13 protein-coding genes are annotated in these 12,435 nt (G+C 38.7%); 9 read left to right on the forward strand and 4 right to left on the reverse strand.

What is annotated here, in order from left to right; translation table 11 throughout:
* Window positions 1–80: 80 nt before the first annotated feature.
* The 4 genes from D1093_RS06800 to D1093_RS06815 are packed head-to-tail and all read left to right on the forward strand — an operon-like array spanning window position 81 to window position 3,691.
* On the forward strand, window positions 81–1,157 hold the full coding sequence (locus tag D1093_RS06800) for a branched-chain amino acid ABC transporter permease (protein WP_120101555.1): 1,077 nt from the start codon (window positions 81–83) through the stop codon (window positions 1,155–1,157).
* The gene (locus tag D1093_RS06805) at window positions 1,157–2,215 is read left to right on the forward strand and encodes a branched-chain amino acid ABC transporter permease (RefSeq protein ID WP_120101557.1); all 1,059 of its coding nucleotides are present in this window, start codon (window positions 1,157–1,159) and stop codon (window positions 2,213–2,215) included. The genes D1093_RS06800 and D1093_RS06805 overlap by 1 nt, the downstream gene beginning before the upstream one ends.
* Complete coding sequence (locus D1093_RS06810) at window positions 2,212–2,994, forward strand: ABC transporter ATP-binding protein (RefSeq protein ID WP_120101559.1); 783 nt, start codon at window positions 2,212–2,214, stop codon at window positions 2,992–2,994. The genes D1093_RS06805 and D1093_RS06810 overlap by 4 nt, the downstream gene beginning before the upstream one ends.
* Window positions 2,981–3,691 carry an ABC transporter ATP-binding protein gene (locus D1093_RS06815; RefSeq protein ID WP_120101561.1) on the forward strand — a complete coding sequence of 237 codons (711 nt, stop codon included), beginning with the start codon at window positions 2,981–2,983 and terminating at the stop codon, window positions 3,689–3,691. The genes D1093_RS06810 and D1093_RS06815 overlap by 14 nt, the downstream gene beginning before the upstream one ends.
* A 96-nt stretch (window positions 3,692–3,787) precedes the next feature.
* Here D1093_RS06815 and gatA read toward each other — a convergent pair whose 3' ends face one another.
* Both gatA and gatC read right to left on the reverse strand, forming a co-directional pair.
* Window positions 3,788–5,272 carry an Asp-tRNA(Asn)/Glu-tRNA(Gln) amidotransferase subunit GatA gene (gene gatA, locus D1093_RS06820; RefSeq protein WP_120101563.1) on the reverse strand — a complete coding sequence of 495 codons (1,485 nt, stop codon included), beginning with the start codon at window positions 5,270–5,272 and terminating at the stop codon, window positions 3,788–3,790.
* A gap of 31 nt (window positions 5,273–5,303) precedes the next feature.
* A complete protein-coding gene (gatC, locus tag D1093_RS06825; protein ID WP_120101565.1) occupies window positions 5,304–5,591 on the reverse strand; it encodes an Asp-tRNA(Asn)/Glu-tRNA(Gln) amidotransferase subunit GatC in 288 nt (95 codons plus the stop codon).
* A 146-nt stretch (window positions 5,592–5,737) separates the two neighbouring features.
* On the opposite strand from gatC, the gene ruvX reads away from it, so the two are divergent.
* Window positions 5,738–6,217: a Holliday junction resolvase RuvX gene (ruvX, locus tag D1093_RS06830; protein ID WP_120101567.1), complete on the forward strand. Its 480-nt coding sequence runs from the start codon at window positions 5,738–5,740 to the stop codon at window positions 6,215–6,217.
* On the opposite strand, the gene D1093_RS06835 is transcribed toward ruvX, so the two are convergent.
* On the reverse strand, window positions 6,202–7,821 hold the full coding sequence (locus tag D1093_RS06835; RefSeq protein WP_120101569.1) for an acyl-CoA dehydrogenase family protein: 1,620 nt from the start codon (window positions 7,819–7,821) through the stop codon (window positions 6,202–6,204). The two genes, ruvX and D1093_RS06835, sit on opposite strands and share 16 nt — an antisense overlap.
* A gap of 124 nt (window positions 7,822–7,945) precedes the next feature.
* Between D1093_RS06835 and D1093_RS06840 the strand changes: the two genes are divergently transcribed.
* The 4 genes from D1093_RS06840 to dprA are packed head-to-tail and all read left to right on the forward strand — an operon-like array spanning window position 7,946 to window position 12,042.
* Window positions 7,946–8,911 carry an aspartate carbamoyltransferase catalytic subunit gene (locus tag D1093_RS06840; protein WP_120101571.1) on the forward strand — a complete coding sequence of 322 codons (966 nt, stop codon included), beginning with the start codon at window positions 7,946–7,948 and terminating at the stop codon, window positions 8,909–8,911.
* Entirely contained in the window at window positions 8,908–10,209 is a 1,302-nt protein-coding gene (locus D1093_RS06845) for a dihydroorotase (protein ID WP_120101573.1), read from the forward strand. Before D1093_RS06840 ends, D1093_RS06845 begins: the two co-directional genes overlap by 4 nt.
* Before the next feature lie 11 nt (window positions 10,210–10,220).
* The gene (gene plsY / locus D1093_RS06850) at window positions 10,221–10,853 is read left to right on the forward strand and encodes a glycerol-3-phosphate 1-O-acyltransferase PlsY (protein WP_120101575.1); all 633 of its coding nucleotides are present in this window, start codon (window positions 10,221–10,223) and stop codon (window positions 10,851–10,853) included.
* Window positions 10,810–12,042 carry a DNA-processing protein DprA gene (dprA, locus tag D1093_RS06855; RefSeq protein WP_120101576.1) on the forward strand — a complete coding sequence of 411 codons (1,233 nt, stop codon included), beginning with the start codon at window positions 10,810–10,812 and terminating at the stop codon, window positions 12,040–12,042. The genes plsY and dprA overlap by 44 nt, the downstream gene beginning before the upstream one ends.
* Here the strand turns inward: dprA and D1093_RS06860 are convergent.
* The gene (locus D1093_RS06860; RefSeq protein WP_005773510.1) at window positions 11,972–12,178 is read right to left on the reverse strand and encodes a hypothetical protein; all 207 of its coding nucleotides are present in this window, start codon (window positions 12,176–12,178) and stop codon (window positions 11,972–11,974) included. The genes dprA and D1093_RS06860 overlap by 71 nt on opposite strands.
* Window positions 12,179–12,435: the final 257 nt, after the last annotated feature.

The raw sequence follows: 12,435 nt of genomic DNA on the forward strand, positions 1-12,435 counted from the left end.
TTGAGGATCTTTTTTCTCAACCAAAAACTTAAAATTTTCTTATTATCCTATGTAAATTAACAAAAGTGGAAGGATGAGAGATGAGCACGGAAATGTTCATCCAGTATTTTTTTAATGCACTGGCATTGGGGTCTCTTTATGGGCTTATCGCGATTGGTTATACCATGGTTTACGGTATATTGAGACTGATTAATTTTGCTCACGGTGATATCTTTATGCTGGGGGCTTATTTTGTTTTCTTTTCCACGATTAGCTTTATGCCTGCGTGGGCAGCACTTCTTCTTTTATTCCTCGCTACTCTTATTTACTATTCAGTCTTTATAGGATTTAAAAGGCGCCCTCCAACTTATTGGATTGCTGTCTTTTTAATTCTTACGTTAGGATTTGTTTATTATTTTAAAATTTCCCCACAAAATTTTACACCGATCTGGGTTTTAGCTCTTTGTTTTTCCATTTTTATTACAAGTGCAGTGGGGATTATTGTTGATCAATTTGCCTATAGACCTTTACGCCATGCTCCCCGTATTTCGGCACTTATCGGTGCAATCGGTGTTTCTTTTTTTATTGAAAATCTTGCTACTGTACTCTTTAGTGGTGTTCCAAAAGGTGTAAAACAACCAGATTTTCTGGTAACACCATTTTTATGGCACCTAGGATCAGAAGCAGAGGGTATCATTAGAATTGCTCCCATGTCACTGATTGTTCCCATTGTGTCATTGATTCTTATTGTTTTACTGTTATGGATTATCCATAAAACAAAACCGGGTCTTGCTATGCGTGCAATCTCTCATGATATTGAAACGACGCGTTTGATGGGAGTTTCTGTTAATAAAGTCATTGCATTTACATTTGGGATAGGCTCGGCGCTTGCCGCTATAGCGGGCATTATGTGGTCTTTACGTTATCCTCAAATTCAGCCTTATATGGGCGTTCTTCCTGGTCTTAAAGCCTTTATCGCTGCTGTTATCGGAGGTATTGGTTCGATACCAGGAGCAATGTTGGGAGGATTGTTATTAGGGTTTATTGAAATTATGATTATCGCATTTTTTCCCGCGCTATCTGGATATCGTGATGCCTTCGCTTTCATTTTATTGATTCTGATTTTATTGGTATTGCCCACGGGATTAATGGGTAAAAAAAGTCAGGAGAAAATCTAATGGCGAAGTCAGCGACAACTTTTTTATCGTGTATCAGTATTTTCGTTCTTATAGGTTTTTTATTCTATGCGGATAACCATTTTAATGATTATACACTCCGTATCATCAATCTAATTGCTATTAACGCAATCTTGGCAATTTCGCTTAATTTGATTTACGGCTTTACAGGTATGTTTTCCCTTGGACATGCCGGCTTTATGGCTATTGGTGCTTACATTTGTGCAATTTTACTTCTTTCTCCTGAACAAAAAGAGATGATGTGGATTCTTGAGCCTATCGCTGAACCTTTGTCCCATCTACAGCTTCCTTTTTTTGTTGCTGTTGTTGTAAGCGGTTTGTGTGCAGCAATTATCGGTTTATTGATTGCTTTGCCAATATTGCGTCTTGGTGGTGATTATCTTGGAATTGCAACATTAGGTTTTGCGGAAATTATCCGTATTGTCATTACGAATGCGACATCTTTTACAAATGGTTCTTTGGGAATCAAAGGAATACCTCAGAACGCAACGTTATGGTGGAACTATGGTTGGTTAGCATTTACAGTTCTCTTTATTGTCCTCTTACTTCGAAGCAATACTGGTAACGTACTGCGTGCTATTCGTGATGATGAAATCGCTGCGAAAACCATGGGAATTAACGCTTTTTTCTACCGTAGTTTTTCTTTTACGGTTGGAGCATTTTTTGCAGGTATCGGTGGCGCATTAATGGCTGCTCTTATTTCAACCATTGATCCGAAAATGTTTAATTTTTTGCTCACTTTTAATATTTTGATGATTGTTGTCGCTGGTGGTCTTGGTTCAATTACAGGAAGCATTATTGGCAGCATTATCATTACAGTCATGCTTGAATGGCTTCGTATTATTGAAAGTCCATTTGACATAGGTTTTATACATATTCCAGAAACACCAGGACTTCGCATGGTTATTTTCTCTCTTTTATTACTGATAATTATTTTATTTTGGAGAAAAGGATTAATGGGACAACGTGAATTCTCATGGAATGGAATTTATAGCTTTCTGACACGCAAAAAATTTTCTAATACTGAGGGAAAGCTATGAACGGCACTCTTCTTTCACTCAATGATATTGTAATGCGTTTTGGCGGATTAATTGCTGTCAATAACGTTAATATGGCCATTAAACGAGGAAGCATTACTGGATTAATTGGTCCCAATGGTGCTGGAAAAACAACAGTTTTCAATATGATTTCTGGATTTTATGCACCTACAAGCGGCACCATTCTTTTTGATGAACAAAAAATTTCTGGAGAACCTCCTTATATTGTTTGTAGACGTCATATTGCCCGAACATTTCAAAATATTCGTCTTTTCTCAGGGTTAACGGTTTTACAGAACGTTATGGTGGGTGCTCATGTTCGTCAAAAATATCCTTGGTTTTCTTCAGCCCTCTTTCTTTCAAAAGCAATGAAAGAAAAAAGAGAAGTTTATAAAAATTCCATGGAGCTTCTTGAGCGGCTACAACTTGATCACCTTGCCAATCAATTAGCAACAGCTTTACCTTATGGTGTACAACGGCGATTAGAAATTGCTCGCGCATTAGCCACGAAGCCTAAATTGCTTCTTCTTGATGAACCTGTCGCTGGCATGAATCCTCAAGAAAGTGAAGATCTTAGAAAATTCATCGCAAAAGTGCAAAAAGACTTTGATCTTACAATTCTTCTTATTGAGCACGATATGAAAGTGGTTATGGGGCTTTGCCAACATATTTTGGTTATGGAATATGGCTGTTGCATTGCCAGTGGCACACCAGATGAAATTCGTAATGACCCTAAAGTTATTGAAGCTTATCTTGGCGGAGATGTTTATGGATATTCTTAAAATAAAAAATCTTCACGTTCATTATGGTGCCATTAAAGCTGTTCAAAATCTTTCTATGTCCATAAAAAAAGGAAGTATTGTTACTTTAATTGGGGCCAATGGTGCAGGGAAAAGCAGTATTGTACGCTCTATTACAGGACTTAATCGCTCTGTTTATGGAGAAATTACCTATAATGGCGAATCAATTATTAAAAAATCACCAGAAGAAATTTTAAGATTAGGAATTGCTCTAAGCCCTGAGGGGCGACGTATTATGCCTCATCTCACTGTTTTAGAAAATCTCCATCTTGGTGCTTATATCCGTCATGATAAACAGGGAATTTCTCGTGATATTGAATGGATATTTAATCTTTTTCCACGCCTACGTGAAAGATCAAAACAATTGGGAGGGACAATGTCAGGTGGGGAACAACAAATGGTTGCTGTAGGGCGCGCACTCATGAGCAATCCTGATATGGTTATATTAGATGAACCCTCATTGGGGTTAGCTCCCCTTCTTGTTCGGGAGATTTTTTCGATTATCCGAAAAATTAATGATATGGGAAAAACTGTTCTTCTTATTGAACAAAATGCTTTTGCTGCACTTTCTATCGCTGATTATGCTTATATTTTAGAGGTAGGGCATGTCTTATTTCACGGTGAAGGTAAAGCTATGCTTTCTGATCCGCGTGTTAAAGAAGCCTATCTTGGTGGATAAAGGCGAGAAATTAAGAAGATATAGATCTATTTCTCCTCCTTTTAAGAAAGCATTTCTCATCAATGCTGAGAAATGCTTTCTTGTGAAATTTGATGATTATATCCACCATTTTTCTGCACAGAATACTCCTGCGGCTTGTTCAATAATGTGTGCTATTTGAAAAATAACTTCTTCAGCAAAAGGTTTACCAACCAGTTGCAATCCTAGAGGTAAACCATTTGATGACAAACCAGCAGGAACAGAAATTCCTGGTAACCCAGCCATATTAATTGGTACGGTAAAAATATCATTCAGATACATTGCGACAGCATCATTTTTTATTTTTTCATCAGCAATGCCAAAAGCAGATGTTGGTGTTGCTGGTGTAAGAATAGCCTCAATACCTGAATCAAAACATTGATCGAAGTCACGTTTTACGAGTGTTCTTACTTTTTGAGCTCTCAGATAACAGGCATCATAATAACCTGATGAAAGAACATAAGTCCCAACCAAAATACGCCGCTTGACTTCATCACCAAAACCAACAGAACGCGTATTTTCATACATCTCAATAATATCTTTTCCAGGGACACGCAAACCGAAACGGACACCATCATAACGCGCTAAATTAGAAGAAGCTTCTGCAGGAGCTATAATATAGTAAGAAGGTAGAGCATATTTTGTATGAGGTAAAGAAATATCGTGTATTTCAGCGCCTGCATCTTTTAACCAATTTATTCCCTTTTGCCAAAGTTCAATAATCTCAGAAGACATTCCATCCAGATAATATTCTTTTGGAATACCAATTTTCATTCCTTTAATTGATTGACCAAGATAACTTTCATAATCAGGAACTGGTAAATTCATGGAAGTCGAATCTTTTTCATCAAAAGAGGCCATTGATCTGAGTAAGATAGCACAGTCACGAACATCTCTAGCAATAGGTCCAGCTTGATCAAGGGATGAAGCAAACGCGACAAGTCCCCATCGTGAACAACGTCCATAAGTTGGCTTTATTCCTACAGTGCCGGTAAAAGCGGCTGGTTGACGTATTGAGCCACCTGTATCTGTTGCTGTTGCCCCCGCACAAATTTGTGCGGCAACAGCGGCAGACGATCCCCCCGAAGAACCACCAGGAACGAGTTTTTCATTCGAGCCTTTTTTTCTCCATGGATTAATAACGGGACCATAATATGATGTCTCATTAGAGGAACCCATAGCAAACTCATCCATATTAAGTTTCCCTAGCATTACGGCACCATCTTGCCATAAATTAGCCGTAACGGTTGATTCATAATGCGGTTTAAAACCATCAAGGATGTTTGAACAAGCTTGAGTATGAACACCATGGGTTGCAAAAAGATCTTTAACTCCTAAGGGGATTCCTTCCAAAAGCCCCCCTTCTCCTCTCGCCAAGCGAGCCTCTGATTCAGCAGCCATTTTTCTTGCTTGTTCTGCTGTTATTGTTACATAAGCATTCAAAGTAGGATTAGCCAATTCTATGGCTTTTAAATAGGCTTCCGTTAGTTCCGTTGCTTTGAACTTTTTCTTTATGAGAGCATCACGAGCTTGTGCAATTGTGAGGGTTGTTAAATCAGTCATATTGGTTCTCAAATTTCAAAAATATAAAAAGTTACTCAATAATTTTTGAGACAAGAAAAAAATTTTCTTCTGTAACAGGGGCATTGGCGACAATATCTGCTGCTTTATTGCCATCTGTAACACGATCTTCACGCATTCGTAGAGTCATTGGTATCAGAGATGTTAATGGTTCAACTTCACTGACATCAACTTCATTCAATTGCTCTACAAAACCTAAAACAGCATTGAATTTTTTTGTCATAGCTTCTACCTCATTATCGTGGATGGCAATCCGCGCTAAACGTGCAACCCGCTTAACGGTTTCTTGATCAACAGACATACTCTTTACGCCTTTCTGTTTTGTTTTATTTATTAATCTTTATTCTGGCTATACAAGGCTGCGCTTGCAAGCGCAAGAATATTAGATAACATGAATAAAGAATATAATTATAGATCTGAAACATTAAAAAACGTATTATAATTCTTATGACTGTTATTAATATCAATGAAGTTATGACACATCTTTTGCCTGGACAAACAATAGCAGGCTTAGATTTAGGGACAAAAACGATTGGAATTGCGATTTCTGATATGGGGCTAATTGTTTCAAATCCGCGTCCTGTGCTGCAGCGAAAAAAATTTACAGAAGATGCTCATACACTGATTAAAATTTTTGATCATGAAAATGTAGGCGTTGTTATCATTGGCTTACCTCTTAATATGAATGGAAGCAGTGGCTCTCGTGTTCAAGCAACTAAAGCTTTTGTAAGTAATATGAAAGTGTATACAGAAATTCCATTTGTTTTTTGGGATGAACGCTTATCGACCATTGCCGCAGAACGTTCTCTTTTAGAAATGAATGTATCACGCACCAAAAGAGCAAACAGAATTGATTCGGCAGCTGCTGCTTTTATATTGCAAGGTGCACTCAATAGAATTCAAAACTTTCATCATATGGAAGGATAGAGAACATTGAGCAAATGGCCTGCATTATAGCGTGCAATGAGCATCCCGTAAGAAGATCTCCATTGTCCCCCAAGGCGGCTTTCCATATAGGCATTTGCAACATGTTCTATATCCGTAGAACGTAATGACGCGGCAGCAGCTGCATAGGCTACTTGTTCAACAAAAAACCTTCCTGCACCTTCATTTGCAGCGGCCATATCACCGGCAGACTTAATAATTTCAATGGCACGTGGTCCTGCTGGTCCAATATCAAGAGCAACTTTTTCTAGCAATTTCTGAAACAACCCCGGTGCTTTTTCAGCAATAAGAATGGCATCTTTTACCAATTGATTAGCCGAACTATTTCTCACAATTCGCGCAGGTCCATTATGCAACATTTGTGATAATGGATTGTTCTCTATAAAGCTTTCAATACCAAGTTGTGCAATAATTTCGCCAATAATAGGCACAACCAATTGACTGACGTGGTAAGCAATAATAGGTGTCATAATGCGCGCGAAAGCTGCTTCAGAACGGTCATTTGCTGCATTGTCAAAGGCTCGCGCTAAACGCAAAACCAATGCTTGTGAAGCAGCAATATCTAATGCAATATCTGCAAAAATACGTTCTGTCAGCGGCGGTAAAGGCTGATTTGGCATTTTTTTGCGGAAAAAATCTATACCAAATTGAAGGGCAGCGCGCAAAACACCTGCCGATATGACAGATTGATCAAAACGCATCATCGTCTCTATATCTTTAATAACTTTAAGACCTTCTCCAGCATTTCCCAAAAGCCAGCCATAACACCCTTGAAAATCAACAACTCCCTCTGGTGTTAAAAGTTCTCCAGAACGCTGAATTAAATGACGAATCGATATAAATCCATTTAACGCACCATTTTCCTGTATACGTGGAACAAAAAAGCAACTTAAATGACCATTTAAATCTGCACTAACAAGATATCCATCAGCTGTAGGATTAATAACATTGGTTTTTACGACATTTAAACGATACAGATCTCGTTCCATATTTTCATCGAAAGAAATTTTCTTAACACTTGGAAAATTGAAAGCGTATTGTTCAATATCATCAAAGGCACAGGTCAGAGAAGCGGATTTTTTATGATGAATAGGCCGTGATGAAGAATCATATTGGCGTGACAAAAGGACATTTTGCCATTTTTTAAAGAGCTCACTATCACTAATTAAGACAGCAATTGCTGCACTCGTTATAGTAACCTCATTCAAATGCCCTGTTTCTAAACCAGCAGATAAAGCCAAACGAATCGCACGCGCTTGATAACGTACCCCATTTTCTGAAGAAGTATTCTCCCAAAGCGAGGTAACCAACCCTGCACGTCTAGAATACTTTTGAAGGTCTTGATAGGAAGAATGTATTTCTAATTTTTCTGCCTGTTTTCCCCATTTATCGTTATAACGCAGTAAAGGCTTATAATGATTCGCTGAGCAAGAAAGATTCCATGCTTCTTGACTCGCAGCAAAATCCCCTATTTCTTCAAAGCTTGCTAATAAAGACTTAGGCAAAGTAGAGGCTATGCGAAACATAAGTGTATCGCTAAGAAATGTATTTTTTCGACGAGAATTTTGCGCAGAGACAGTACTCATAGGTGTATTCCACTATTCAAATCATCATATCATAGACTATTTGTCTTTTTAGAGTTAAGAAACATTTATCATATTCAAACAAATGCTTGTTTAACCTGTTTAGAGAGAGATAAAGAAGAATGCTATGATTCAAGATAATTTTTTTCCACTTTTCCCTCATAAACATCTTTTAGCTATTAAAGATCTAAGTGTACAAGACCTTAATACATTGCTTGATCGTGCAGAAGCAAACGTTATCCTTTCTAACAAAATTGATAAAACAAAATCTATTTTGCGTGGACGGACTCAAATTAATCTCTTTTTTGAAGCCTCTACACGAACACAATCTTCTTTTGAATTAGCCGGTAAAAGGTTGGGAGCAGACGTGATAAGTGTCGCGATCGGTAACTCATCTGTAAAAAAAGGGGAAACATTATTTGATACAGCCGCAACACTTAATGCGATGAAGCCAGATATACTGGTTTTCCGCCATAGCAGTGCGGGAGCAGCCGCTTTATTAGCGCAAACAGTTGATTGTTGTGTCATTAATGCAGGTGATGGTGCTCATGAACATCCAACCCAAGCTTTATTAGATGCTCTCACCATTAAAAGAGCAAAAGGTCGTATTGAAGGATTAACGGTTGCCATTTGCGGAGATATCTTGCACTCACGTGTTGCACGTTCGAATATCCTTAGTCTTAATGCTTTGGGGGCTCGTGTTCGTGCTGTCGCCCCTTCAACACTCCTACCCACCGAAATTAATCATATGAGTGTTGAGGTTTTTAACACCATGAAAGATGGTCTTAAAGATGCTGATGTTATTATGATGTTACGCTTACAGCATGAACGAATGACAGGTTCTTTTATTCCCTCCACGCGTGAATATTTTCATTATTTTGGCTTGCATAAAGAAAATTTAGCCTATGCCAAAAACAATTGCATTATTTTGCATCCTGGTCCTATAAACCGTGGTGTGGAGATTGCATCTGATATAGCCGATGGACCACAAAGTATGATTCATACCCAAGTAGAAATGGGAATTGCAGTGCGTATGGCAGTCATGGAGGCTTTATTAGATTCGCGCTTGAAGATCCATGGAGAAAAAAAATGATAAAACCAATTGTTTTTCAAAAGGCTCGTATTATTGATCCTTCACGCGCAATCGATGAAATTGGTACAGTTATTGTTGAAAATGGACAGATTATAGCCGCTGGAAAAGAAGCTCTGAATCAGGGAGTTCCTGAAGGCGCAGAAGTTATTAATGCACAAAACAAAGCAATTCTCCCTGGACTTGTTGATGCAAGTGTTTTTGTTGGAGAACCAGGAAATGAAAATCGTGAAACAATTGCATCGGCAAGTCAAGCAGCTGCAGCAGGTGGAATTACTTCCTTTCTTATGATGCCAGACACGCATCCAGTTATTGATAACGTTGCTCTCGTTCAATTTATTAAACGTACAGCAGGAGAAATGTCATCGGTCAATATTTATCCCGTTGCGGCAATCACACAAGGTTTCAACGGAGACAAAATAACCGAATTTGGTTTGCTCAAGGATGCAGGAGCTGTTGCTTTTAGTGAAGGGAAAAAAACACTCCAAAATTCATCTGTTATGCGACGTGCAATGACTTATGCACGTGATTTTGATGTTCCATTGATACACGAAACGCAAGATAAAGATCTTACAGAACAAGGCGTAATGAATGAAGGACTACTCGCCAGTTGGCTTGGTCTTTCTGGCATTCCCCGTGAAGCAGAAGTTATCCCACTTGAAAGGGATTTGCGCCTAGCAGCATTAACGCAAACACGCTATCACGCCACCCAGATATCGACAGCACTCTCTGCTGATGCCCTCCGCTTAGGCAAGAAACACAATGAGAAAATTTCAGCTGGTGTATCGATTAATCATTTATCTCTCAACGAAAATGACATTGGCCAATATCAAACTTCTTTCCGCCTCATGCCTCCTTTGCGTACAGAAGAAGACCGTATAGCAATGATTGAAGCAGTAAAAGATGGAACGATAGACGTCATTGTCTCTTCCCATGATCCCCAGGGTATCGACACAAAACATTTACCATTCAATGATGCAGCAGCGGGCGCTATCGGTATGGAAACCTTATTAAGTGCAGCTTTACGTCTTTATCATGATGAGAGCCTATCTCTTCTACGGATAACTGAACTTTTGTCAACGATGCCTGCAAAGCTCTTTGGACTCAATGCAGGAACACTGAAGAAAGGTGCTTATGCAGACCTTATTGTCGTTGATCTTGAAGAACCATGGGTTGTTTCGAAAGAGAATCTCTATTCACGTTCAAAAAACACACCTTTTGAGAAGGCACGTTTTCAAGGACGCGTACTCCAGACCTTTGTGAAAGGGAAATCCGTTTTTAAACTTGATCAACAAACTTAATGAGATTCTTAATGAATGAAGCAGAAATATTTTTTCAGTCCACTCCATGGTTTATTTTCCTCATATCTTATCTCATTGGCTCAATCCCATTTGGTCTTCTATTTACGAGATTGGCCAAACTTGGCGATATAAGAACAATCGGTTCCGGCAATATTGGAGCAACCAATGTTTTACGAACAGGAAATAAAAAAGTTGCTGCTCTAACACTTCTTTGTGATATGTTGAAAGGAACTATTGTTGTCTTCATTATAAAGTTCTTTAGTGATCCGTTAGACAATAATATCCTTGTTTCTCTAGCAGGTTTTTTTACTTTCTTAGGACATCTTTTTCCCGTATGGCTTAAATTTAAAGGTGGCAAAGGTGTCGCTACCTATCTAGGGGTTTGCTTAGGAGTTTATTGGCCCACAGCAATTATTTTTATTATTGTATGGAGCGCGATTTTTCTTCTCATGCGTTATTCTTCATTATCTGCACTTGTTGCAGTTTCGATCACGCCGATATTTGTTTTTTATTTTTCCGATTCCTATTTCTATTGTATGCTCATCGCGATGAGCCTATTTGTGTTCATAAAACATTCTGCAAATATCCGTAGATTACTCATTGGGGAAGAAAGTAAGATTGGTACGCAAAACAGAGATAAATAAGGGAATCTTGCTTACAGATCGTCAACGTCTAAGCTGGTTACGGTTATTGCGCAGTGAAAATATTGGGGCTGTTAGTTTTCGCAATCTCATTGATCATTATAAAACAGCAGAAAATGCTCTAGCAGCGCTGCCAGAGCTTAGTAGAAAAGGAGGTGGTTCTGCATCACTTAAAATAGCAAGCTTAGAAGATGCAGAAAAAGAAATACAAGAAGCTGAAAGATTAGGTGTCCGGTTTATCGGCATGGGAGAACCAGATTATCCAACTTTTCTTAAAGTTACAGAAGCACCTCCGCCGCTTATTGCTGTCAAAGGTAATGTTTCGATTTTTCAAAAAACTTCTATTGGAATTATAGGCTCTCGAAATGCTTCAGCTGCTGGAAAAAAGCTTACGGCTCAATTTGCGCATTTTCTGGGAGAAGCAGACTTTGTAATAATCTCTGGGCTTGCTCGTGGTATTGATAGCGTTGCGCATCAAGCAAGTTTAAAAACAGGAACAGTTGCGGTCATGGCAGGGGGAATAGATCATATCTATCCTCCTGAAAATAAAAAATTGCATGAGAATATTATCGCCAATGGTGGAGCCATCATCAGCGAAATGCCCATTTCTTGGAAGCCGCGCGCTATCGATTTTCCAAGAAGAAACCGTATTATTGCAGCTCTATCACTTGGTCTCTTGGTTGTGGAGGCAGCTCTACGCTCAGGATCCTTAATTACCGCACGTCAAGCAGCAGAAATGGGACGGTTGATTTTTGCTATTCCCGGTTCTCCACTTGATCCAAGATCTGTTGGCACAAACAACCTTATCAAGGATGGTGCTCTCCTCACCACACATCCTTCTGACATTATAGAAACACTTGCGCCATTAATTTCACCGCTTCCAAACTCCCAACTCAATTTTTTTGAAGAACCATCCTCTTTACAACTTGAAAAGGAAAATTTTAATTCAGAACACGAAAAGAACACTCCTTCCTCTCTCGCAGATGATGATGCAGCACGTGCAGCAGTTCTCTCTGCTCTTTCAACAACACCAATCGACTTAGACACACTGAGTACCCACTCAGGTATTTCACTCCCAACTCTCTACCTCTTATTGGTAGAACTAGAGCTTGCTGGAAAGCTTATTCGACACTCTGGTGGTTGTGTGTCATTGTCGAATCTTGATCTTCCCCAAGAGCCTCTGCACTATTAATAATGCTTTGTCCTTCTTTGGCAACCATATCCAAAAGCAATGCCAAAAGCGGACTATGTGCTTGACGCGCCATCTGATTCATTTGCTTTGACATGTCTGTAATATATTGGATAACTTTCAAATGATTTATAAACATAATCCTCTATCCTTGAGCATTTCCCCTCCTCCTTCTCAATAGACGTTATCTTAGTATTGCGCCGTACGTTTTAGTAATAACAGTGGAAAATAAATCGTATAATTCTATATAGGGTGCGTTTTAATAATAACAATCACAAGTTGTACAATATTCATGTTTTTTATATGGCTAATATTTTTTTTATATGTTCTTAAACAATTGCCATTAGCTATTCGCGTGAAAGGCGTTTATAAAAAAGTTTTTTATTTCAATATTCG

It is taken from the genome of Bartonella kosoyi (genome assembly GCF_003606325.2).
Lineage (GTDB): Bacteria > Pseudomonadota > Alphaproteobacteria > Rhizobiales > Rhizobiaceae > Bartonella > Bartonella kosoyi.